Consider the following 23,621-nt stretch of genomic DNA (forward strand, 5'->3'; position numbering starts at 1 on the left):
CCCCGCGCCTGTCGGCGCGCCCCCTTGACTCAAGGGGGCTGTGGCTCCGGTTGGAGCATCGTGGTGCGGGCTCGTCCCGCACGGGTTGGGGATGCGTCATGTCGGTCATTCCGCATCCATCGGCGCCCGGGCGCCGCGAAGGTGCGAAAATCGACGGCCCCTTGCCCTGGAAATCCGTCATGTCCAAGACCGCCCTGATCACTGGCGCCACGTCCGGCTTCGGTGCCGCCGCCGTCCGTCGTTTCGCCGGTGCCGGCTGGAAGGTGATCGCCACCGGCCGTCGCGCCGCGCGCCTGCAGCCGCTGGTGGACGAGTTCGGCGCGGACACCGTGCACGCCGCGGCTTTCGACATCCGCGACAACGCGGCGATGGAAGCGGCGCTGGCGGCGTTGCCCGCGCCGTTCCGCGGCATCGACCTGCTGGTCAACAACGCCGGGCTGGCGCAGGGCACCGCCGCCGCGCAGCACGCCAGCCTGGAAGACTGGCGCACGATGATCGACACCAACGTCACCGCCCTGGTCACCCTCACCCACCGCCTGCTGCCGCTGCTGATCGAGCGCCGTGGCGCGATCATCAACATCAGCTCCACCGCGGCGATCTACCCGTATCCGGGCGGCAATGCCTACGGCGGTACCAAGGCCTTCGTCAGCCAGTTCTCGCTGGGCCTGCGCGCCGACCTGCACGGCACCGGCGTGCGCGTGACCGCGATCGAGCCGGGCATGGCCGAAACCGAGTTCACCCTGGTGCGCACCCACGGCAACCAGGCCGCGTCGGACCAGCTCTACAAGGGCGCCAACCCGATGACCGCGCAGGACATCGCCGAGCAGATCTTCTGGGTCGCCACCCTGCCGCCGCACCTCAACGTCAACCGCCTGGAACTGATGCCGGTGAGCCAGTCGTTCGCCGGCTTCCAGGTCGCGCGCGGGAGCTGAGGCCGGCGGCGCTCAGCCCAGCGGTTCGTCCGACAGGTAGGTGTAGCCGGTGAGGCCGGCTTCCAGCGCCGCGTCCAGCTCGGCCGCGCGCCCGGCCGGCAGGCCGGCGGCGGCCACGCGCTGGCGGTAGGCCGCGCGCAGCTCGTCCAGCCGGTAGCCGACGTAGTCGAGCATCACGTCGGTGGTGTCGCCGCGGCGCTGCTGGGCGATGCGGTAGCCGCTGCCGTCGACGGTGACTTCCACCGCGTCGGTGTCGCCGAACAGGTTGTGGATGTCGCCGAGGATCTCCTGGTAGGCGCCGACCAGGAAGAAGCCGATGCGATAGCTCTCGCCGTGGCGCAGCGCGTGCAGCGGCAGCGAGCTGTCCAGGCTCTCGTTCTCGACGTAGGTCTTGACCATGCCGTCCGAGTCGCAGGTCATGTCGGCGATCACGCCGCGGCGCTGCGGGCGCTCGTCCAGGCGCTCGATCGGCACGATCGGGAACACCTGGTCGATCGCCCAGGCATCGGGGATCGATTCGAACACGCTGAAGTTGACGAAGTACTTGTCGACCAGGCGGTCGTTCAGTTCGTCCAGCGCCGGGCGATGGCTCTTCTCGTCGTAGCTCAGGCGCGCGCGCACGCCGTTGGCGATGGCATAGAACAGGTCGTCGATGCGCGCGCGCTGCGGCAGGTCGATCTGGCCCAGCGCGTAGGCGCTCAGGCCTTCGGCATGGAAATGCTGGGCCTCCTGGAACAGTTCCACCGCCGGGCGCTGGTCCAGTTCATCATGGATCTCGCGCAGGTGGCGGATCGCCGCCGGCTCGTCGTCATGCGCTTCCGGCACGCGGCCTTCGGCGGCCTGCTCCACTTCCGACACATTGGCGATCAGCACCGCGTGGTGCGCGGTCATCGCGCGGCCGCACTCGGTGACGATGCGCGGCTGCGGCAGGCCGTGGGCCTCGCAGGCCTCGGCCAGCGGCTGCACGATGTTGCTGGCGTAGGAGTTGAGCCCGTAGTTGATCGAGCAGTAGCTGCGCGAGCGGGTGCCTTCGTAGTCGATGCCCAGGCCGCCGCCGACGTCGACGTGGCTGATCTTCGCGCCCAGACGCGAAAGCTCAATGAAGTAGCGGGTGGCCTCGCGCATGCCGTTGGCGATGTCGCGCACGTTGCTGATCTGGCTGCCCATGTGGAAGTGCAGCAGGTTCAGGCAGTCGGCGTACTCGGTGTCGCGCAGCGACTTCCACAGGTCCAGCAGCTGGCGCGGCGACAGCCCGAACTTGGCCTTGTCGCCGCCGCTGTTCTGCCACTTGCCGGCGCCCAGCGAGGCCAGGCGCATGCGCACGCCGATGCCCGGCTTCACGTCCAGCGCGCGGGATTCCTCCAGCACCAGCTTCAGCTCGGACGGCTTCTCGATGACGATGAAGGTCTGCAGGCCCAGCTTGCGGCCGATCAGCGCCAGGCGGATGTACTCGCGGTCCTTGTAGCCGTTGCAGACGATCAGCCCGCCCGGGCGCGACAGCGCCAGCACGGCCATCAGTTCCGGCTTGGAACCGGCCTCCAGGCCGAAGCCCTCACCGTGGTGGCTGGCCAGGGTGCCGGCCACGCCGCGGTGCTGGTTGACCTTGATCGGGTACACGGCGGTGTAGCCGCCGGTGTAGTCCCAGTCGCGCTGGGCCTGGGCGAAGGCGGCCTGCAGCTTGCCCAGGCGCTGGCCCAGGATGTCCGGGAAGCGCACCAGCAGCGGCAGCTTGGCGCCGGCGGCGCGGGCCGAATCGACGATCTCCGGCAGCGACACGGCCGGGCCCTGCGCGCCGGTGGGGCGCACCACGACGTGCCCGGCGGCATCGACATCGAAATAACCGTCGGACCAGTGCGGGATCGAATAGGTCTTGCGGGCCTGGTCGAGGGACCAATCGCTCATCGGCGTAGCAACTCTCGGCTGTGGATAAGAAAGGCGCGCATTCTAACGCCTGCGGGGCAAGGGTCCGTTACAATCCGCGCCCGCGCCTTCAGGCCCCTCTCCCCGCCGGGAGGGGCTGGGGTGAGGATACGGGCGAAGCCTCGCGGCGTTTGATCGCACCAGGTTTCGCCCGCACCCTCCTCCGGCGCTTCGCGCCACCTTCTCCCGGGGGGAGAAGGAACAGCCCTTCCTCCCAGGAGCATCGCCATGACCAACAACGAAAACTGGTACATCGAACATTTCCAGCCGACCGGCTCGGCCATCGGTTTCCGCATCACCGGCAAGCTGGACGAAGTGCAGTCGCCGTTCCAGAAGATCGAGATCTATGACAGCACCGACTGGGGCAAGCTGATGGTCATCGACGGCGCCATGATGCTGACCACCAGGGACAACTTCTTCTACCACGAGATGATCAGCCACCCGGTGCTGTTCACCCACCCGAACCCGAAGCGCGTGGTCATCATCGGCGGCGGCGACTGCGGCACCCTGCGCGAGGTGCTCAAGCACCCGGGCGTGGAAAGCGCCACCCAGTGCGACATCGACGAGCAGGTCACGCGCATGGCCGAGAAGCACTTCCCCGAACTGTGCGAATCCAACGGCGACGCCCGCGCCGAACTGCTGTTCGACGACGGCGTGGCCTACATGGCCAACTGCGCCCCGGGCAGCGTGGACGTGGTGATCGTGGACTCCACCGACCCGGTCGGCCCGGCCGAGGGCCTGTTCAACAAGGCCTTCTTCGAGAGCTGCTTCCGCGCGCTGAAGGACGACGGCCTGCTGGTGCAGCAGAGCGAATCGCCGCTGGCGCTGCTGGACCTGATCAAGGACATGCGCGCGGAAATGGGCAAGGCCGGCTTCCAGTCGTTCAAGACCCTGCCGTTCCCGCAGCCGTGCTACCCGACCGGCTGGTGGTCGGTGACCGTGGCCAGCAAGCAGGCCGGTTTCGGCTTCGGCTTCCGCCAGCAGGACGCAGCCGCCAAGCCGTTCGACACGCTGTACTACACCGCCCCGCTGCACACCGGCGTGCTGGTCAGCCCGCCGTTCGTGGCCAGGGCGCTGGGCGAGTAAGCCCACGCCACATCGCCGTGCCGTACCCCAACCCCGCGCCGGCTGCCGGCGCGGGGTTTTCATTGTTCCTCCTCGTGCGGTGCGCCCCACCCCCGTCGGGGCCTCCTTCCTGCCGGGTGCAGCCATCTGCACGGCCCGACACCTCGTCCAAAGCAGAGCCCGGGCAACGCCGCACGATTGCTTGACTACAACTGTAGTCAACCGCTAGTTTGGGGCGAATTCCCACTGAGGTCGGTCAATGCGCCCCATTCCCTGGGTGTCTGGTGTCGTCTTGCTGATGTGCAGCGCCGTCGCCCTGGCGAACCCGTCCCTCCCCGCCGATGAACTGCGCCGTCTGGCCGACAGCTACGCGGACCACCGTGGCTTCAATGGCACGGTGCTGGTGGCACGGGGGGACCAGGTGCTGCTGCGCGCCGCCTATGGCCAGGCCAATGTTGAAGGGGCCACGCCCAACCGGGTGGACGGGCGCTATCGGGTCGGTTCACTGAGCAAACCGCTGGTCGCCACGCTCGCCATGCAGTTGATCGAACAGGGCAAGCTGCGGTCGGAGGGGACCCTGGGCGAATACCTGCCGGCGCTCTATGCCGGCACGCCCGCCGCAGGCGTGACGGTGGCCCAGCTGCTCAGCCACACCTCGGGGCTTGCCGACGTTCCCGGGCGCTACACCGACCCGTGGTGGCAGACGGCCGCGCGCCGAAGCTACGCGCCGATGGACTTCGCGCGGGAGTGGATCAAACCGACCCTGCTGGAGAACCCGGGCCAGCAGTGGCGATACAACAACAACGGCTTCTTCCTGCTCGGCCTGCTGATCGAACAGGCAACGGGGAAGCCGCTTGCGGACAACCTGCAGGAGCGGATCTTCGCGCCGGCCGGCATGGCGTCCAGCGGTCTCTTCAACGGCAGGTCGGTGCTGGAGCGGTTCGCCGAAGGCTACGCCCGCACCGAGGAGGGCAGCCTGGTGCACCCGCAGTGGATCGACCCGAGCGTGTCGTTCGCGGCGGCGGGCATCTACACCACGGTCGATGACCTCTACCGCTTCGACCGGGCGCTATACGGCGAGCGCCTGCTGGGCCATGACATGCGACGGCAGATGCTGACGACGCAGGCCTCCAACTATGGATTCGGGTGGAACATCGACAACTGGACCCTGGCCGATGGCAGCAGGCTGCAGGTCGTTTCCCACACCGGCAGCGTGCCGGGCTACCAGAGCTACTACCTGCGGTCCGAGTCGCAGGAGGACTGCGTCATCATCCTGGACAACTTCTGGCAGGGCTCGCTCGTGGTGGCGATGGGCCAGGACCTCATGGAGGTTCTCAACGGCAAGCCGATGCAGCCGGTAAAGCGGAGCCTGGACGACCTGCTGACGCCGATCGCCCATCGCCAGGGGCTCAAGGCCATGACGGCGGCCTACGAAGGCCTGGGCGCGCGCCGCGACGACTACGACCACAGCGAGAGGGCATTGAACGCGCTGGGCTACAAGTTCCTTCGCGCTGGCCGGAAGGACGAGGCGGTCAGGGTATTTGAATGGGGCGTGGCGGCGTATCCCGGCTCGGCCAATACCCACGACAGTCTCGGTGAGGCGTATCGCGCGGCAGGGCGGCTGGATGAAGCGCGCAGAAGCTACCAGACCGCCTTGAAGCTCGATCCGGCCAGCCAGAGCGCCCGCGCGGCGCTGGAAGAAATGGCGACGGTCAAATAACCGGAGACAGCCGCGATCGAAGTGCCGATGCCGCCCGGCATGCCCTCGCCCCGCCCTGTCACTCTCCTTACTGTAAAGACCCACCGCGCCAGCCGCCGTGGCCACGGCATCGGGCTGACAAGCCCGGCCTTCGTCCAGAAAAAACCCCGCGACGGCGGGGTTTCCATTTGCCGCACCCCGCGGCGCCCGCTGGCTTGGCGGACCCAGCGGTTCCAGCGCCGGAGACGGTCACCAGGCCGCCTTGGAGCCCGCTGCGGCGGCAATACCGGCTGCGGGCCGCACGGTCCTGACAGCCATGGCACTGTCCGCGGCTCCCGCGCCGCGGCGGGCAAAACCGGTTCAGCCCTGGAAATCGCGCCAGAGCGGAATGCCGCGCCGGCGCGCATTCCAGCGCCCGTACAGCGCCATCGCCAGGCCGAACAGCACGCCGGCCAACGCCATCGCCAACAGCACCATGCCCACCGGCATCTGCGCGCGGCGCCACAGCATCAACCACATCATCAGGCCCCACACCGGCCCGAAGAACGCGCCGGTCAACAGGGCGGTGGAAGCGAGCCCCGCCATCGGCGGCGGCGGCACGCGGAAGCCGAGCTTCCACAGCAGCCGGTACAACAGCGGCGCGGACGTACCGCGCGGCAGGCCCTTGCCATCCAGCATCGCCAGGGCCCGCTGCAGGCGCTGGCTGAATTCACCGTCCATGGCCGCCATGGCTCAGAGTGCGTCCGCGTCGAGCTCGCCGGTGCGGATGCGCACCACGCTGCCCAGGTCGTACACGAACACCTTGCCATCGCCGATCTTGCCGGTGCCGGCGGCCTTGACGATGGCTTCCACCACCTCGTCGGCCTGGGCGTCGGTCACCGCGACCTCGATCTTCACCTTGGGCAGGAAATCGACCACGTACTCGGCGCCGCGGTACAGCTCGGTATGGCCCTTCTGCCGGCCGAAGCCCTTGACCTCGGTGACGGTGATGCCGGCCACGCCGCGCTCGGCAAGCGCCTCGCGCACGTCGTCCAGCTTGAACGGCTTGACGATGGCCATGATCATTTTCATCGGTCGTTTCCCTGTCGGTGTGCCGGGGAAAGGATAGCCTGCCCGGTGCCGGGCAGGACAAGCACGGTGCGTGTCCGGCAGGCACCAAGGGATTATCCTTACCTCCCTACGCAACAGAGCCCGATGGCCGCGGTTGCGGGTGGCGCCTAACCTGCCAGCCTGCCCCTGCGGAGACTCCCCATGATCGACCTCAACCACATCGATGCGCTGGCCCGCCGCCTGAGCGACCTGGTGCCGCCGGGACTGCGCGAATCGCGCGAGGAACTGCAGGCCACCTTCAAGAGCGCCCTGCAGGCCGGCCTGGCCAGGCTGGACCTGGTCACCCGCGAGGAATTCGAGGTGCAGCGCGCCGTGCTGCTGCGCACCCGCGAGAAGCTGGACGCGCTGGAACAGGCCGTCGCCGCACTGGAAAAGCGCCCCGCCAACGACGCCTGAGGCGCCGGCCATGAGCCTGGCGCTGGTGCACAGCCGTGCCCGCGCCGGCGTGCACGCGCCGCCGGTACGGGTGGAAGTGCACCTGTCCGGCGGGCTGCCCTGCACCCAGATCGTGGGCCTGCCCGAAGCGGCGGTGCGCGAATCCCGCGACCGCGTGCGCGCGGCCATCCTCTGCGCGCAGTTCGAGTTCCCGGCCCGGCGCATCACCATCAACCTGGCGCCGGCCGACCTGCCCAAGGACGGCGGCCGCTTCGACCTGCCCATCGCGCTGGGCATCCTCGCCGCCAGCGGCCAGATCGACCGCCAGGCGCTGTCCGGTCATGAATTCATCGGCGAGCTGGCCTTGACCGGCGAACTGCATGGCGTGGACGGCGCGCTGCCGGCCGCCATCGCGGCGGCGCGCGAACGGCGCACCCTGGTGGTGGCGCCGGACAACGCGGACGAAGCCGCGCTGGCACGGGAGGCGACAGTCAAGGTCGCGCGCACCCTGCTGGAAGTCTGCGCGGCCCTGTCTGGCGAAAAAGCCCTGCCGGATGCGCAGGTCGCCGCCATGGAAGCCATCCCGCCGCCGGATCTGGCCGACGTGCGCGGCCATGCGCAGGCGCGCCGCGCGCTGGAGATCGCCGCGGCCGGAGCCCACCACCTGCTGCTGGTCGGTTCGCCAGGGTGCGGCAAGACCCTGCTGGCCTCGCGGCTGCCTGGCATCCTGCCCGAAGCCAGCGAGGCCGAAGCGCTGGAAACCGCCGCCATCGCCTCGGCCGGCCGCCATGGCGTGGACCCGGCGCGCTGGCGGCAACGGCCGTACCGGTCCCCGCATCACACGGCCAGCGCGGTGGCCCTCATCGGCGGCGGCTCGCTTCCCCGCCCGGGCGAGGTGTCGCTCGCCCACAACGGCGTGCTGTTCCTCGACGAGCTTCCCGAGTGGAAGCGACAGGCCCTGGAAGTGCTGCGCGAGCCGCTGGAGTCCGGCGTGGTCACCATCTCGCGGGCGGCGCGCAGCACCGAGTTTCCGGCCTGCTTCCAGCTCGTCGCGGCCATGAACCCATGCCCGTGCGGATGGGCCGGCGACCGCAGCGGCCGCTGCCGCTGCTCGGGCGACGCGATCGCCCGCTACCGCGCCCGCATTTCCGGCCCGCTGCTGGACCGCATCGACCTGCAGTTGCAGGTTCCGCGGTTGCCGCCGGCCGAGCTGCACGGCACTGCGCCGCCCGGGGAAAGCAGCGCCGCCGTGCGCGCCCGGGTGACGCAGGCGCGTACCCGCCAGCTGCAACGCGCGGGCAGGCCCAATGCCCGGCTGGACCCGGGGCAGACCCTGCGCGACTGCGTGCTGGCCCGCCCGGACCAGGCGCTGCTCGAACAGGCGATGGAGCGCCTGCAGCTGTCGGCGCGTTCGATGCACCGCATCCTGCGCGTGGCCCGCACCATCGCCGACCTGGCCGGCGGCGGCCCCATCGAACGCACGCATCTCGCCGAGGCCATCGGCTACCGCCAGCTGGATCGCGCCTCTCCGGATGGCCCGTCGTAAAACGGGCGACGCCCCCGGACGCCATCCGGAATGCGCCATCGGCGTTGCCGGCGCACTCAGTGCGGCGCGACCTGCGAATACGCCTTCACAACTACCTGTCGATGCGAGGCTCGCCGCGCAGGAGCTTTACCGGCATGGCCCCGGGTGACGCCCGGCGGTGCATCACACCGCCGCCCATTGGACTTTGGCTCCCTCCGCATGCGCCCATGGGGCCGGCAGCCACCTGCCGCTGCCTGCCGATGAACGGGCATCGCTTCGACGCTGCGAGGCACGCCGGCCATCGGGCCTGCCCTCCCCTTCGATCGGCCCATGCCCCCCGGTCGCCCCGGATGCGACGACAATGGCCGAGCATCGCCTTCCCTTCCCGCGGAGCCGGACATGGACAGGATCGAACGCCCCTTCTTCCCGATCATCTACGTGCGCGGTTACGCCATGACCCGCTCGGAGATCGTCGAGACCACCTCCACGCCCTACATGGGCCTGGAGGCCGGCTCCACCAAGATCCGCCAGGCGCAGGACGGCTCGGTGGTGAAGTTCGTGTTCGAGTCGCCGCTGGTGCGGCTGATGAAGGACTATGGCTACCGCGACGTCTACGACGGCGGCGCCGAACTGCGCGGCGGCATTTCGCCACGCAGCATCGTCATCCACCGCTATTACGACGTGGCCGACCCGGCGTTCGGCGACGGCAAGGCGCCATCGATCACCGAGGCCGCCGCCAGCCTGGGCCGGCGCATCCTGGAACTGCGCGACAGCGTGTGCGGCAACAACGCCAGCCAGCGCCGCGACTTCCGCGTGTACCTGGTCGCGCACTCGATGGGCGGGCTGATCTGCCGCTGCCTGCTGCAGAACCCGGAGGTCGCCAGCGCCGAGGCGCGCACGCTGGTGGACAAGGTGTTCACCTACGCCACGCCGCACAACGGCATCGACATCGCCGGCATCAACGTGCCCGACCTGCTGTCGATCAACGACATGAACAACTTCAACCGCGGCAACATGGCGCGCTACCTGAAGGTGCCCAGGGACAAGGTCAATACGCTGGGCGATTCCGGTTTCCCGCCCGAGCGCATGTTCTGCCTGATCGGCACCAACAGCCGCGACTACGCGGTGGCGCGCGGCCTGTCCTCGTTCGCGGTCGGCGCGCTCAGCGATGGCCTGGTGCGCATCGCCAATGCATACGTCGAGGGCGCGCCGCGCGCCTTCGTCAACCGCAGCCACAGCGGCTACTTCGGCATCGTCAATTCCGAGGAGGGCTACCAGAACCTGTCGCGCTTCCTGTTCGGCGACATCTGCGCCACCGCGCAGCTGGACATCACCGCGCTGGCCCTGCCGCCGGAAGTCGAGGCCGCGCGCAGGCGCGGCAGGCAGGTGCGGTCCTCGTATTACATCGAAGCCACGGTGGCGCCGCGCGGCGCCTATACCTACCAGCTCACCGCACGCACCCAGGCCAACGAATGCGCGGTGCGACGCGAATACAGCGACATCTTCGACGCGGACGGCAAGGTACGCCGCGATGCGCGTGCGCCGGTGCTGTTCTCGGTGTTCCTGGACAGCCGCCGCATCACCGCCGGCAGCGAGGTCGCCTTCTCCATCGAGCTGGCGGTGTGCAATGCCGGCTACGAGGTCGATGGCGCGCTGTTCCTGAAGAACCACATCCCCGGCGAATACCTGTTCCGCAACACGCTGGTGCTGTTCGCCAGGCCCGACGGCGACAACTGGCGGCTGCGTTATGTCTGGGGCGACGACCAGTGGGCCGGCGGTCCGAAGACCCAGGCCGAGCTGGACAGCGCCAGGGCCCGGGCCATCGGCATCAGCCAGCAGTCGCCCAACGTGTTCACGGTGCCGCTGTCCTCGGCCAAGGGCTTCGCGGCGGAGCTGAAGATCGCGCTGTCGGACTGGGAGTGAGGCGGGGGAAGGCCGCTGACAGCGGCGTTCTCAGGGCGGATGCCAGACCGGATGAAGCGGCGGAAGTCCGCGTCATACTGGCCTGCGCGATGCCGGCACGCAGACCGGCGAAGTGTTCAAGCTGGAACAGCTTGAAGTAGTAGAGGGCCCCCTGTCGGCGATCCCCGGGCGCCTGGGCGTACACAACCGCACGCAGTCCAGCGTGGCGCTGTGCGCAGACGCGCTGCGGGTCAGTTGCAGGGTGGGCAGACGCTGCTGGTGCTGGCCGAAGGCGAAAAGTTGCAGGTGCTTGCGCCGGGCCCGACGCGTACCGACCGATGCGATGGCGGCCGCCAACCTTGCGGTGTGCAGCGCCACTCCGTACTGGAACCGGGCGGCATGCGGCGCCCGGCGTCGGCCCTGCCGGGCGCCGCGAAGGCAGCGCATCGCCTGCGCCAGCCACGCCGCCGCACTCCCCGCACGTCGCGCTAGTGGAAATCGCGCGAGCGGGTCTGCAGATCGCCCAGCAGGTGGCTGAGGTCGTGCAGGTCGCGGGCGATCAGGTGCTGCACGCCGTCCACCTGTTCCCAGCGCCCGCGCACCGCCATCAGCCGCGCGCCCAGCAGCACCTTGCGCCGGCGCGCGGCCAGGTCCTGCCACACCACCACGTTGAGCGGGCCGTGCTCGTCCTCGAGGGTGACGAATACCGTGCCCTTGGCGGTGCCCGGGCGTTGCCGCTGCACGACGATGCCGGCCACGTGCGCGCCGCGCCCGTGCGGCAGCTGTCGCACCTGGGCGATGTCGAGCACGCGCTCGCGCCGCAGCCGCGCGCGCAGCAGCGACAGCGGATGCTCGCCGAGGGTGAGGCCGAGCGTGCGGTAGTCGGCCAGCGCCTCCTCGCCGGCCGACGGCGCCGGCAGCGCCACGGCGTCCTCGTCGGGGCTGCCGGGCAGCAGCGGCCGCTGCCGCTCGATGCCGGCCACTTCCCAGCGCGCGGCGTGGCGGTGCCCGGCCAGCGCCTGCAGCGCGCCGGCCTCGGCCAGCGCGCGCCGCCCCCGCTCGTCCAGGTTGGCGCGCAGGCACAGGTCGCGCACGTCGGCGAACGGGCGCCGGGCGCGCGCGGCGACGATGGCCTGCGCCACGGTTTCCGACAGCCCGGCCACCTGGCGCAGGCCCAGGCGCAGGGCCGCCTGCCCTTCGTCGTCACCCTCGCCGCGGCGCAGCCGCCCGCCTTCCAGCGTGTTGTCCCATTCACTGCAGGTCACGTCCACCGGCCGCACCTCCACGCCGCGGCGTCCGCCGCGGCCATCGCGGCGCGCGTCCTGCACGATCTCGCTGGGCGAATAGAAGCCCATCGGCTGCGCGTTGAGCAGGGCGCAGGCGAAGGCCGCCGGTTCGTGGCGCTTGAGCCAGCTGCTGACGTAGACCAGCTTGGCGAAGGAGGCGGCATGGCTCTGCGGGAAGCCATAGGAGCCGAAGCCCTTGATCTGCTCGAAGATCTGGTCGATGAACGCGTCGGAGTAGTTCTTCTGCTTCATCAACGCGCGGATCTTCTCGCGGTGCGGCTCCATGTCGCCGCCGCGGCCCCAGGCCGCCATCGAGCGCCGCAGGTGGTCCGCTTCGTGTTCCTCGTAGCCGGCATGCATCACCAGTTCCATCACCTGCTCCTGGAACAGGGGGATGCCCAGGGTGGGTTTCAGGATGTCCCGGATGCCATCGGAGGGATACGTCACCTCCTCCCTGCCCTGCCGCCGCCGCAGATACGGGTGCACCATGTCGCCCTGGATGGGACCGGGGCGCACGATCGCCACCTCGACGACCAGGTCATAGAAACACTCCGGCTTCAGCCGCGGCAGCATGCTCATCTGCGCGCGCGATTCGATCTGGAACACGCCCACGGTATCGGCGGCCTGGATCATGTCGTAGGTGGATTTGTCCTTGGCCGGCGCTGCCAAATCGAAGCGGTAGCCACGATGGCGCTCTACCAGGTCCAGCGCCTTGCGGATGCAGGTGAGCATGCCCAGCGCCAGGCAGTCGACCTTGAGCAGCTTCATCGTCTCCAGGTCGTCCTTGTCCCACTGGATGATGGTGCGCCCGTCCATGGCCGCGTTTTCCACCGGCACCACGCTGGACAGCGGCGCATCGCCGATGACGAAGCCGCCCACGTGCTGCGACAGGTGGCGCGGGTGGCCGCGCAGCTGCGCGGTCACCGCCATCAGCCGCCGGATCAGCGGGTTGTCCGGGTCGAAGCCGGTTTCGCGTAGCCGCTGTGCCATCGGCACCTCGCCATTGCCCCAGCCATGGCAGCCGGCCAGCAGCGCGACCTGGTCCGGTGGCAGGCCGAAGGCGCGGGCCACGTCGCGCACCGCGCTCCTGCCACGGTAGCGGATCACCGTGGCCGCCAGCGCGGCGCGGTGGCGGCCGTATTTGCCGTAGACGTACTGCAGAACTTCCTCGCGCCGCTCGTGCTCGAAATCCACGTCGATGTCCGGCGGCTCGTCACGCTCGCGCGACAGGAAGCGTGCCATCAGCAGCCGGCTCTCGGCAGGATTCACCACGGTGATGCCCAGCGCGAAGCACACCGCGGAGTTGGCCGAGGAGCCACGGCCCTGACACAGGATGTCGCGCTCCTTCGCGAAGCGCACGATGTCCTGCACGGTCAGGAAGAACGCCTCGTACTTTTTGTAGGCGATCAGTTCCAGTTCGCTATCGATCTGCCGGACCACATCGGGCGGCGCGCCTTCCGGCCAGCGCTCGCGCATGCCGCGCTCGGTCAGTTCGCGCAGCCAGCTGGTGGGCGTGTGCCCCTCGGGCACCAGTTCTTTCGGGTAGTGGTACTGCAGCTGGCTCATGTCGAACGTGCAGCGGCGCGCCAGCCGCACCGCGTTTTCCAGCAGCGCGGGCGGATGGATGTTGCCCAGCGCGCGACGGGTGCGCAGGTGGCGCTCGCCGTTGCGGAACAGGTGCGCGCCGCACTCGGCCAGCGGCAGGTTGTGGCGGATGGCGGTCATCGTGTCCTGCAGCATGCGGCGGCGGCGCACGTCCATGTGCACGTCGCCGCTGGCCAGCGGCGTCATGCGCAGCGCATCGGCCAGCGCCAGCAGCGCCTGCAGGCGCGCGTCGTCGTCCTGTTCGCGGTGCAGCTCCACCGCCAGGTGCGCGCGCGCGCCGAACCGCTGCTGCAGCCAGCGGCCCTGTTCCGGCTGCGGTTCCGCGCCCGGCAGCCACAGGGCGAACAGGCCCGAGGCGTCTGGCGCGACGCCGTCCAGCACCGCTTCCACGTCCGTGCGCGCCAGCCGGTAGGCGCCCTTGCCGGCGGCCAGGCGGCCGCGGGTGATCAGCTCGCACAGCCGCGTGTAGCCAGCGGCGGTTTCCACCAGCAGCACGCAGCGCAGGCCGCAGGCCAGGGCGAACTCGCTGCCGACCACCAGCTTCACGCCGCTGGCGCGCGCGGCCTCCCAGGCGCGCACGATGCCGGCCAGCGAGCATTCGTCGGTGATCGCCAGCGCTTCGTAGCCGCAGTCGCGCGCCCGCGCGAACAGTTCCTCGGCGCTGGCCGCGCCGCGCAGGAAGGAAAAGTCGGACAGGCAGTGCAGTTCGGCGTAGGCCGGCAGCGTGTCCTCGCCGGGCGCGCCGTCGTTGGCGGCCGCGCACGCCAGCCGCTGCGCCACTTCCCAGGCGCGCGGCGCGCGGCTGCCGGCATGCGAATCGCGCGCTTCGCGCCGACTCATGCGAACCACCCGTGCAGCATCCAGCCGCCCTGCTCGCCCGGCGGCGCGAACGCCCAGGCGCGCTGGCCCTGCGAGGTTTCCAGCACGTAGTAGTCGCGGCGCGCGTCCTCGCCGTCCCACCAGCCGCTTTCCAGCCGCTCCGGGCCGGACACGATGCGCGGGCGCGGATCGCGCAGCGGCACCGGTTGCGGCAGCAGCCAGGTCGGGCGCGGCGGCAACCCCGGTGCGGCGGCGCCGATGCGGCCCTCGTCGCCCTGCAGCGGTCGCCAGGCGCGTTCCGGGCGCGGGTCGCAGCTGGGCGTGATGCGGTGCACCGCGCCGTCGCCCAGCCGCGCGCGCAGGCGCTCGCGCAGCTGCGGCCACGGCTGCTGCTGGCGCGTGCGCGGATCGAACAGGTCACGCGAGGCCGGCACGAACGGCGGCAGTTCGCGCGCCAGCAGGCGCAGCGCGACCACCGGCCGCTCGATCCGCACCTGCTCCAGGCGGTTGCGCACCAGCTCGAACAGCAGCGCCGGCTCGCGCTCGGCGGCCAGCAGCCCCACCGCCACGTCGCTGTGGCCTTCCTCGTGTTCCAGCCGCAGCACGAAACGCTGCACGCCGCCGTCGCGCACCGACAGGTAGGTGCACAGATCGCCGACCAGGCGGCGCAGCGGGAACAGCAGCGCGGTATGGCTCTCGACCTCGTAACCCAGCTCCAGGCGCGCGTCGAAATGGTCCGGCGGCGCGTAATACGCCAGCGGGTCGTCGGCCTGGCCGTACAGGCGGTCCAGGTGCTCCAGCAGCGGCAGGCCGAAGCGGCGGCGCAGCGCGTCGCGCGGCAGCGCGCGCAGCGTGCGCAGGTCGCCGATGCCCATGTGCCGCAGGCGTTCGCCGGCCTCCTCCGGCAGCCGCGCGCGGCGCACCGGCACGCGGTCCAGCAGGGCCGCCATCGCCGCCGGCTGGGTCACCGCCAGGCCGTCGCGCAGGCCGGCCAGCACCTGCGCGGCGCGCGGTGTCGGCGCCAGCGCGATGCGGTGGCTGAAGCCCAGCAGTTCCAGTTCCTCGCGCAGCCGCGCCTCGATGCGCGGCCAGGGCCCGAGCAGGGCGAAGCTGGCGCGCACCTCCAGCACGATGCAGCCGGGCCACTGCGCGCTGACCAGCGAACTGTGGCGGTAGGCCCACGCGGCGAGGAAACGCTGCCAGCGCTGCTCGGCCTGCGGATCGTGTTCGACCAGAGCCAGCCCGGGCAGCAGCGCGTGCGCGGCGGTCAGGCGCATGCCGGCCTGCACGCCGGCGGCGGCCGCAGCGGCGTTGACCGCATGCAGGCTGCGCAGCTGCGCCGGGCCGCTGACCAGGGCCAGCGGCGCCTGCGCATCAGGGCAACGGCGCAGGACGGCGTCCAGCGCCAGCTGCGGCAGCAGTACACAGGCCCAGAGCATGGCCGGGCCTCACCGCGTGGCCAGGGCGAAGGCGCGCGCCGGCGCCGGGCCGCCACGGCACTTGCGCACCTGCCAGGCACTGCCGCCATGCGCGTCGCGCACCGCCTCCAGGCGCAGCGCGGCCGGCGAGGGATTGGCCGCATGGCGGCGGTCGCGCAGGGCGAAGCCCAGGCATTGCCCGCTGTCGGCCGCCACCTGCAGCCGCCGCAGCGCCTGCGCATCGGCCTGCAGTGGCCAGCCCAGCACGGCGGCGCAGGCGCCGCTGCGCAGGCATTGCTCGAACGCCCACAGCGCATCGCGCGGCGTGGCCTGCACGATCTCCAGCCGTTCCAGCGCCACGCCGGCGGCCTGCCAGGCCGGGGCATAGGGCACATAGGGCGGCGCCACCACCGCCACGGTGGCGCCGGCCCCGCTCAGCCGCGCCAGCGTGGGCAGCAGCAGGGCCAGTTCGCCCACGCCGTCGGCCGGCAGCAGCAGTTCGGTCAGCGCATGTCGCGGCCAGCCGCCCTGCGGCAACAGCGCATCGAGCGCGGCATGGCCGGTGGGCTCCCCCAGCGCCGCGACCGACGCACGCCCGGCATGCCACAGCGTCTGCGCGGCCAGCAGGCTGTCGAGGGCGACCACCGTGCCCATTCAACCCGGGCGTACCAGCCCGCAGTAGACGCCTTCGATGGCGAAGTCCTGGCCCGGCCGCACCTCGATCGGCGCATGCGCGCGGTTGCGCGGCAGCAGGCGGATGCGCTTTGGCCCGCGCTGCAGGCGCTTGATGGTCAGTTCGCCATCGACGCGCGCCACCACGGTCTGGCCGTCGCGCGCCTCGGGCGTGCGCTGCACCCCGACCAGGTCGCCGTCGAGGATGCCGTCGTCGATCATCGAATCGCCCTGCACCCGCAGCAGGTAGTCCGGGCGCAGCGCGAACAGCCGCCGGTCCAGCCAGAACTGCTGGTCCAGGCCGATGTCGGCACCGATCGGCTGGCCCGCGGCCACCCGCCCCAGCACCGGCAACGGCAGCAGGTCGGCCTCGCCGCCGGGCAGGCGCAGGCCGCGCTTGCGCCCCGGCACCTGCTCCAGCAGGCCCTCGGCCAGCAGCGCCTGCACGTGCTTCTGCGCGGCATTGCGCGAGGCGAAGCCGAACGCCTCGGCGATCTCGGCCAGGCTGGGCGCGCGCCCGGCCGCCAGCTCCCCGCGCAGGAAGGCGAGGACGGCGGCGCGTTGCGGTGGCAGGTCGTCGGGGATCATGGGTGTACATTTGTACACCCACCTGCCGCCCCTGACCAGTGCCGGCTTCCGGAAGACCCGCCGGAAGCGCGCGGACCGGGGGGCCGCTACCGGCGCCCGCCGGGCTTCATTGTTGCGGCCTGTAGCCGAGCACCACGAAGCTGCCCGGATGGAACGACGGCGCCGGCGCCTTGCCGTCCGCATCGGGGGCGCCGAAGGTCGCGTCGGCGGTCACCAGGTACACGCGGCCGTCGCGTTCGTCGATCTGCATCGTGCGCGCCTGCGGGCGCGTCTGCACGTTGCCGAGCAGGCGGTAGCTGTCCGGACCGTCCTGGCGGATCACGGTCAGGCTGGCGTCGCCGCCGTTGGAGGTCAGGATCAGGCCGCGCTTTTCGTCGACCGCCATGCCGTCGATGCCCTTGCCGATCGGGAGGCTTGCCAGCTGGCGGCCGGTGCGCGCATCGAGGGCAATGAAGCGCGGCGCATCGCCGCGGCAGCCGATCAGGATGCGGTCGTGGCTGGCCTGGTATTCGACCGCCACCACCTGCACGCAGTCGATCGGCCAGCGCGCCTGCTCGGCGAGCGTGCGCGAGTCGAGCTTGAGCAGGAGGTTGTCGTAGCGCGCCGGCGCATAGAGTGCGCCTTTCCCGTCGGGGGCCGGGTCGTCCATCTTTCTGAACGGGAACACGGTCCTGCCCAGCGGCTTGCCGGTGGCGGCGTCGAGCGTGAACCAGGTCGATTCGGCCGGGCGCGCGCCCACCACGGCGTGGATGCGCCGGGTCGCCGGGTCGAACACCACGCCATTGAGGCCGCCGTCGTCGGCCAGTTTGATTCTGTCGATGACCTTCAGCGACTTCAGCTCGAAACTGAGCAGCGAACCGTCGGTCATCGCGGCGTAGCCGCGGTCGAATTGCGGCAGCAGCAGCGGGCCATTGGCGCCGACCGAGTTCTCGACCGTCGCCAGCACCTTGCGGGTATCGACGTCGAAGACCGTCAGCCCATCCTTGCGGCGCGCCAGGAACAGGCGCGAGCCATGCGGTTCCAGCCGGATGTAATCCCAGTCGGTGTCCGTGCTGGGAAGCAGGGTCGCATTCTCGAGCTGGTACAGGGTGTCGCCGGCGGCGGCGGGGAACGCGGTGCAGGCAGCGAGCAGCAGGGCGAAGCGGGTACGCAGGTGCATGGTCCTTCCCCGATGGATGACGGGCGATGATTGCGCCGCGCGGCTGACAGGCCGCTGTCATCGGTTGCCGTCGCGCAACTGTGCGGCATCCACCGCTGAAGCTGTTGCCGTTGCCCGGCGCGCGGGCCAACGCGCACCGCCGCTGTCAGCCCGGCGACAGCGCGCAGGCCTATCGTGGATGGCGGCCTTCCCTGCCCCGGATACCCGTGCATGGCCCCGATACGCGCCGTCGAACGATCGTCTCCGGACCGCCCCCGTCTCTACCGGACGCTGTTGGCCTGCCTGCTGTCCACGGTGGCTGCAGGCGGCGTCCCGGCGCCTGCGCAGGCAGTCACCTCGTACCCATCCGCGCTGCAGGTGCCGCCCGCGACGGGTTACCTGACGGCCGAAGGAAACATCCGGGTCGTGGGCTACAACGACATGGACGAGATGCTGCCGGCGCTGGGCGCCGTGTTCGAGGCCATGCACCCCGGCATCCGCTTCGAATGGGTGCTCAAGGGCACCCGCACCGCGCCGGAGCCGCTGATCGACGGGACGTCCGCGTTCGCGCCGATGGGCGCGGAACTTGAGGACGGCGACCTCCACGCATGGCGCCGTATGCAGCCGATGCAGCCCCTTGCGGTGGCCATCGCACACGATTCGCTGACGCCCGGCGCGCTGTCGTCGCCGACGGGAATCCTGGTTCATGCCTCCAATCCACTGCAGCGGATTTCCATCGCGGAACTGCGTCGGGTCGTGACTGGAGGCGAAGGGAAGTCGATCCGATGGCGCGAACTGGGCGTCGAAGGAGACGCGGGCGAGCACGGGATCCGCGTCGTCGGTCTGGCGCAGGACACGGCGATAGGCGCCTTGATGCTGCGCCGCCTGGGCGTTGCGCGCTACGCCGAGGACTTCGACGCACGGCGCCAGTCGCGCGATGCCGCCGCCGCCGTGGCGGCGGATCCGCATGCGCTGGGCATCGCCAATCTCAACCATGCCGGGCCGGGACTGCGCGCGCTTGCCATCGTCGACGACGAGGGCCGGGAAATCCGCGGCGACGTGGAAGGCATCCGATCCGGCCTTTACCCCTTCGATCGTCACTTGCTCGTTTACGTCCGCCGCGACCGGCAGGGCCGCGTCGAGCCGGTCGCGCACGCATTCCTCTGCCTGGCGCTGTCGCCGCAGGGCCAGCGCATCGTCGCCTCGGGCTCCCGCGGCTACCTGCCGCTCAATGAGGGCGAGGTCGCGCGCGCGCAGCGCGCGCTCGGCGGCTGTCCCTGATACCGCCCTGCCGCGCATCGGTGCCGGATCGTGGATGCAGAAAGCCCGGCACGTTTCCGTGCCGGGCCGGGGTGCATCGGGGGGGAGGACGCGCCGGTTACGGCGCGGGGCGCGCGTAGGACTCGTTGAAGTCGCGGCGCATGGCCTTCTTCTCGACGTTCAGCCGCGCCCATTCCGGGTACGAACCGCCCAGCAGCAGTGCCTTGTACGCATCCTTGACCGAGGCCTTGCGGTCGAACTCGGCCTGGTTGGCGTATTCGGTCACCAGGAACGCGCGTGGGTTCTTCAGGTCGCCGGTGGCCTGGCGCTCCAGGTACATGGTGTAGCGGGTCATGATGCCGGAGTGGTACTGGTTGTCCATGTTCGGATCGATGTAGTCCTCCGAGTACTCCTTGTAGGCCTGCGGCGACACGAAGGTTTCGTACTGGCTGATGACGTAGACCGACTGGTCAGGATTGTTCTTCCTGCTCACGCGCTCGGTCATGACATCGACGCGGCTGCTGATCACGTCGGGACCGAGGTCGGCGGCCGGGCTGGCCTTCCACTGGTCGTAGGCCGCTTCACTGGGGAATTTCACGATCGCCAACTCGTCGAAGCCGGAACCGTAGCCGGGCTTTTCCTCGAAGCCGTATTCCTTCACCACGCGCACTTCCGAGGCGATGCCTTCGTCCTTCAGCGCGCGCAGCTTCTGCGCGAAACCGGCCGGTGCGGCCTTGCCCGGCGGCGCCCATACGATGACGTTGGCCGGCTCCGCGGCCACGGCGGGAGCGGCGGCCGCCGGCGCGGTGTCCTGGGCCGATGCCGGCGCGGAAGTTTCCTGCTTGCCGCAGGCGACCAGCGCCATGCATGCCAGGGCGATGCCGAACACCTGGGTGGTGCGGGCTTTGACTCGATGGTTCATCGTCTTCTCCATTTGCAACGAGAGGTTCCGGCCCGCCGTGCGGGCGGGACCGGATTCCCGTCCCACGGGACGGGAGCGGGGGTCAGTGCGCCGGCGCGGCCAGCGTCCAGCTCTGGGTGGTGCGCAGCTCTTCCTTCAGCGCGGATTGGCGCGCGTATTCCTTGTCCACGCGGGCGATGTCCTCGCTGAGCCTGGCCTTGATCGGCTCGGCTTCCTGCTCGGTCCTGGCGTCGGTGTACTCGAGCACCAGCAGCGCGCGGCCGCCGGCGTTGCGTTCCAGGTACATCGCGTAGCGGGTGAGGATGCCGTGGTCGACCTGCGCGTCGAGATAGCGGGTCAGGTAGCCGTCCACCCAGGCCTGCATCGCCTCGCGCGGCGAGTTCAGGGTGTAATAGCTGATCTTGTACATCGGCTTGGCGCTGGCCGGCGGCGCCTTGCCGCCCTGGGTCAGCACGTCGGCGATGGACAGCTGCAGCGGCGCGGCCAGCGCGGCCGCGTTGGCCTGCTGCCATGCGGCCATCTGCGCCTGGCCGGGGAAATGCAGCACGGCCATCGAGCCGAAGCCGGAGGGCTTCTCGCGTTTGAGGCTGTCCACCCACACCACGTTGTCCGGGCCCAGCGCCTTGCGCCACGCCTCCACCTGGGTGGAAAGCGCAGCCGGGTGCGCGGTGCCTTCCGGTACCACCACCACCATGTCCGAGGCCACGCGGCCGGGGCCGGCAAAGGCCGACGTGGCGCCAAGCGCCAGGGCAAGCAGGGGCATGCGCAGGTAGCCGATGCCGGGTTTCTTCTTCGCTTTCATCATGGTTTCACCGTTGGTCATGCGGAGGCCCGCCTCGGGAGTGGCGCGATGCCGGACGACGGGCCGGCACCGCGCCTGCGGGGGAGGAATGGCTCAGGGATTGGCCAGCAGCCAGGCGAGCGCGGCGCCGTAGACGCGCTGGCCGTCGTCGGTCAGGTCGGGGAAACGCGGCGCGTCCAGCGGGAACAGCACGCGGCGGGCCGGCGCGACCGCGTCGTTGGCCATCGTCGCGCCCTTCTCGAAGGCGAACATCGTCGCGTGCTCGGGCTGGTTGGGAATGGTGGCGATCACCTGCGCGCCGGCCGGCGGACGCGACCAGGCCAGCACGCCCGGGGTCTTGTAGAGCTTGAACTGGCCGGCCGGCAGGCCGGCGGCGATCGGGTGGTAGGAACGCACCACGCTCACGTAGTTCTCCGGCGGATACAGGCTTTCCTTGTGGTCATTGACGCCGTAGTCGGTGTTGCGGCGGCGGCTGACCATGCCCAGCGCGTCCACCGCCTTGGCTTCCAGCAGCATCACCGGGATCTTCGCGTCGGCGTACTTGATGCCCAGCTTGTACTTGTTGGTGCTGGCCGAGACGATCACCAGGTCCATGCCCTGCGCGCGGCTGTCCGGTTCCATGTGGTCGGCGGTGTGCACCTCGAAGCCCAGCGATTTCAGCCACGCCAGCTGCGCCTGGTCGGACGCCTCGTTCTCCGGCCACGGCAGGTCGTAGCGGCGCACGAACAGCACCTTCTTGCCGCGGGCCAGGTTCTCCAGCGCGGCGCGCTGCTGTGCGGGCGATGCCGATACCGGTGCCTGCGGCGCGCTGACCGCCCAGCGCAGGGCGGCGTCGAACAGGCGGCGGCCGCCGAACCAGGCGAACTCCTTGGGGTCCTGCGCGGCCGGCCCCTGCGCGTCGGACAGGATCGACCAGCTGTTGTTGCCCAGGAACAGGCCGACGCGGCGCGCCGGCGCGACCGCCTCGCCCACCATCAGCGCATTGCGTTCGTAGGAAAACACCGCCGCCTGGTCGAGTTCGCCACCGAACACCACCGCGATGTCGGCGCCGCGGCTCGGCTTGCCCCAGCTCGGGTCGGTGACGCCGCCGCTGAACAGCAGCGGCGCGAACATGCCCTGCGGGATGCGCGCCGCGCGCAGGATCGGGTTGGTCGAACTGGTGGCGTGCGCGTAGTAGTCGGCATGGTTCTCGTTGTGGAACGGCTTCTCGCGCACCACCGAGAAGTCCTCGTGCAGCTTGTCGCCGGTCATGCCCAGCAGCGGGAAGCTGTAGGCGCTCCAGGTGACGATGGGCGTGCGCAGGTCGCGGTAGCGGTTGCCCAGTTCGCGGGCATTGACCGTGGAGGAGATCAACACCAGGTCCTTGCCGTTGGCCACGCTGGCCGGGTCGGTGGCCGACGCCGTCGTCACCTGGGCGCCGAGCGTGCCCAGGTAGTCGCGGATCAGCGGGTCGTCGTTGGGCACATCCTTGGCGGTTTTGCCGATGACGAACAGGATCTGCTTGCCCTTCAGGGCGTCGTCGCGGACCTCCTGCGCCAGTGCCGGCGCGGTGACGAGGAACGCGGTGACCAGGGTGATGCGATGCAGAGTTTTCAACATGGTGGTTTCCCCGTGTGCCGTCACTTGCCGATGACCAGGACGCCATTGGCGCCACTGACGAAGGCGCGCCCGCTCCTGCCGTCGAACGCGGCGGCGCTGCCGCCGCCGATGCCGGCCTGGCTGGCCTCCAGCGACGGGGTGAGCTTGGCGTTCTGCACCACGTCCAGGGTGCCGTCGGCATTGGGCATGAACAGCCGCACCAGCCGCGCCGGCGCGTACTGGATGGCGACGCCGGCCGCGCCCTTGCCGCCGGTCTCGACCACGCCGAGCATCTGGCCCGGATCGGGATCGACCACGATCATCCGGCCGTTGCCGGTGGCGACGTAGATGCGGCGTTCCTTGACGTCGTTGGCCATCGCGGTGGGCGCCTTGCCCGGCCATACCGAGATGGCGCCCAGCGGCGCGAGCTTCGCGGTATCGACCACGTGCAGCACGTCCTTCGCCTCGTCGGCGACGAACAGGTTGCCGCGGCCATCGACCGAGGCGCCGCGCAGGCGCGCGCCCAGCTTCAGCGCACCGCGGCTGGCCCCGTTGCTGGCGTCCAGCGCCACCAGCTGGCCGGCGTTGGAGACATAGACCACGCCGCGCGCCGGGTCGTATTCCAGTTCGCGCGGTTCGCTGCCGCCCGAGCGGACGGTCTGCAGCACCGCCAGGCTCTGCAGGTCGAACACCACCACGCTGCCGCCTTCGACGCTGCTGGCGTAGCCGCGGCCCAGCTCCGGTGCCAGCGCGATGCCGCCGACCGCGCCGTTCACCGCAACCGTGCCCTTGCGCTCGCCGCTGTCGATGTCGAACACATCGATGCCGCCCTGCCGGCCCGCGTACAGGCGGCGCCCGGCCTCGTCGACCTTCAGCGCCTGCGCCGGCGCCGCGGCGTCGCCGGACAGCGTGCCCAGCACCTTGTATGCCTGCGCCTGCGCGGTGGCCGGCGCCAGCGCCGCCGCCAGCAGCAGCGTGCCTAGAACTCCCGTGATCGCTTTCATT

General features: G+C 70.5%; 19 protein-coding genes. 7 read left to right on the forward strand and 12 right to left on the reverse strand.

The features are described from left to right. The first annotated feature begins 179 nt into the window (after positions 1 to 179). The gene (locus tag AC06FP_RS15490) at positions 180 to 932 is read left to right on the forward strand and encodes an SDR family NAD(P)-dependent oxidoreductase (RefSeq protein ID WP_478076137.1); all 753 of its coding nucleotides are present in this window, start codon (positions 180 to 182) and stop codon (positions 930 to 932) included. Positions 933 to 944: 12 nt separating this feature from the next. On the opposite strand, the gene speA is transcribed toward AC06FP_RS15490, so the two are convergent. Continuing rightward, entirely contained in the window at positions 945 to 2,834 is a 1,890-nt protein-coding gene (gene speA, locus AC06FP_RS15495; RefSeq protein WP_478076138.1) for an arginine decarboxylase, read from the reverse strand. 246 nt (positions 2,835 to 3,080) lie between these two features. Here speA and speE point away from each other — a divergent pair, with 246 nt between their 5' ends. Together speE and AC06FP_RS15505 are read left to right on the forward strand one after the other, a co-directional pair. Further along, the gene (gene speE, locus AC06FP_RS15500) at positions 3,081 to 3,938 is read left to right on the forward strand and encodes a polyamine aminopropyltransferase (RefSeq protein ID WP_478076139.1); all 858 of its coding nucleotides are present in this window, start codon (positions 3,081 to 3,083) and stop codon (positions 3,936 to 3,938) included. A 238-nt stretch (positions 3,939 to 4,176) separates the two neighbouring features. After that, positions 4,177 to 5,637: a serine hydrolase gene (locus tag AC06FP_RS15505; protein ID WP_478076140.1), complete on the forward strand. Its 1,461-nt coding sequence runs from the start codon at positions 4,177 to 4,179 to the stop codon at positions 5,635 to 5,637. A 339-nt stretch (positions 5,638 to 5,976) separates the two neighbouring features. Here AC06FP_RS15505 and AC06FP_RS15510 read toward each other — a convergent pair whose 3' ends face one another. Together AC06FP_RS15510 and AC06FP_RS15515 are read right to left on the reverse strand one after the other, a co-directional pair. Then, entirely contained in the window at positions 5,977 to 6,336 is a 360-nt protein-coding gene (locus AC06FP_RS15510; RefSeq protein WP_478076141.1) for a DUF6404 family protein, read from the reverse strand. 12 nt (positions 6,337 to 6,348) lie between these two features. Further along, positions 6,349 to 6,687 (reverse strand): P-II family nitrogen regulator, encoded by a 339-nt coding sequence (locus AC06FP_RS15515; RefSeq protein WP_054662546.1) that lies wholly within the window; start codon positions 6,685 to 6,687, stop codon positions 6,349 to 6,351. Between the two features lie 180 nt (positions 6,688 to 6,867). On the opposite strand from AC06FP_RS15515, the gene ubiK reads away from it, so the two are divergent. The 3 genes from ubiK (at position 6,868) to AC06FP_RS15530 (ending at position 10,549) form a co-directional block, all read left to right on the forward strand. Further along, complete coding sequence (gene ubiK / locus AC06FP_RS15520) at positions 6,868 to 7,122, forward strand: ubiquinone biosynthesis accessory factor UbiK (protein WP_456117817.1); 255 nt, start codon at positions 6,868 to 6,870, stop codon at positions 7,120 to 7,122. A 10-nt stretch (positions 7,123 to 7,132) separates the two neighbouring features. Then, the gene (locus AC06FP_RS15525) at positions 7,133 to 8,647 is read left to right on the forward strand and encodes a YifB family Mg chelatase-like AAA ATPase (RefSeq protein ID WP_478076142.1); all 1,515 of its coding nucleotides are present in this window, start codon (positions 7,133 to 7,135) and stop codon (positions 8,645 to 8,647) included. Between the two features lie 378 nt (positions 8,648 to 9,025). Further along, positions 9,026 to 10,549, forward strand: a complete 1,524-nt coding sequence (locus AC06FP_RS15530) for a lipase family alpha/beta hydrolase (protein ID WP_478076143.1) — start codon at positions 9,026 to 9,028, stop codon at positions 10,547 to 10,549. Positions 10,550 to 11,016: 467 nt separating this feature from the next. Here AC06FP_RS15530 and AC06FP_RS15535 read toward each other — a convergent pair whose 3' ends face one another. The 5 genes from AC06FP_RS15535 to AC06FP_RS15555 form a co-directional block, all read right to left on the reverse strand. Then, complete coding sequence (locus AC06FP_RS15535; protein WP_478076144.1) at positions 11,017 to 14,259, reverse strand: error-prone DNA polymerase; 3,243 nt, start codon at positions 14,257 to 14,259, stop codon at positions 11,017 to 11,019. Continuing rightward, positions 14,256 to 15,677: a Y-family DNA polymerase gene (locus tag AC06FP_RS15540; RefSeq protein WP_478076145.1), complete on the reverse strand. Its 1,422-nt coding sequence runs from the start codon at positions 15,675 to 15,677 to the stop codon at positions 14,256 to 14,258. The genes AC06FP_RS15535 and AC06FP_RS15540 overlap by 4 nt, the downstream gene beginning before the upstream one ends. 9 nt (positions 15,678 to 15,686) lie before the next feature. Further along, positions 15,687 to 16,310 (reverse strand): translesion DNA synthesis-associated protein ImuA, encoded by a 624-nt coding sequence (imuA, locus tag AC06FP_RS15545; protein ID WP_478076146.1) that lies wholly within the window; start codon positions 16,308 to 16,310, stop codon positions 15,687 to 15,689. Continuing rightward, positions 16,311 to 16,916 carry a transcriptional repressor LexA gene (lexA, locus tag AC06FP_RS15550; RefSeq protein WP_478076147.1) on the reverse strand — a complete coding sequence of 202 codons (606 nt, stop codon included), beginning with the start codon at positions 16,914 to 16,916 and terminating at the stop codon, positions 16,311 to 16,313. A gap of 106 nt (positions 16,917 to 17,022) precedes the next feature. After that, on the reverse strand, positions 17,023 to 18,075 hold the full coding sequence (locus AC06FP_RS15555) for a YncE family protein (protein ID WP_478076148.1): 1,053 nt from the start codon (positions 18,073 to 18,075) through the stop codon (positions 17,023 to 17,025). A 210-nt stretch (positions 18,076 to 18,285) separates the two neighbouring features. On the opposite strand from AC06FP_RS15555, the gene AC06FP_RS15560 reads away from it, so the two are divergent. Next, a complete protein-coding gene (locus tag AC06FP_RS15560) occupies positions 18,286 to 19,335 on the forward strand; it encodes a PstS family phosphate ABC transporter substrate-binding protein (protein WP_478076149.1) in 1,050 nt (349 codons plus the stop codon). Between the two features lie 97 nt (positions 19,336 to 19,432). Here the strand turns inward: AC06FP_RS15560 and AC06FP_RS15565 are convergent, their stop codons facing one another. The 4 genes from AC06FP_RS15565 to AC06FP_RS15580 form a co-directional block, all read right to left on the reverse strand. Beyond that, positions 19,433 to 20,236 carry a hypothetical protein gene (locus AC06FP_RS15565; RefSeq protein ID WP_478076150.1) on the reverse strand — a complete coding sequence of 268 codons (804 nt, stop codon included), beginning with the start codon at positions 20,234 to 20,236 and terminating at the stop codon, positions 19,433 to 19,435. Between the two features lie 82 nt (positions 20,237 to 20,318). Then, the gene (locus tag AC06FP_RS15570) at positions 20,319 to 21,038 is read right to left on the reverse strand and encodes a hypothetical protein (protein WP_478076151.1); all 720 of its coding nucleotides are present in this window, start codon (positions 21,036 to 21,038) and stop codon (positions 20,319 to 20,321) included. A gap of 93 nt (positions 21,039 to 21,131) precedes the next feature. Beyond that, positions 21,132 to 22,637 (reverse strand): hypothetical protein, encoded by a 1,506-nt coding sequence (locus tag AC06FP_RS15575; protein WP_478076152.1) that lies wholly within the window; start codon positions 22,635 to 22,637, stop codon positions 21,132 to 21,134. Positions 22,638 to 22,657: 20 nt separating this feature from the next. Continuing rightward, on the reverse strand, positions 22,658 to 23,620 hold the full coding sequence (locus tag AC06FP_RS15580; protein ID WP_478076153.1) for a YncE family protein: 963 nt from the start codon (positions 23,618 to 23,620) through the stop codon (positions 22,658 to 22,660). Position 23,621: the final 1 nt, after the last annotated feature.

The sequence above is a fragment of the Stenotrophomonas sp. Steno-Z2 genome (genome assembly GCF_056393235.1).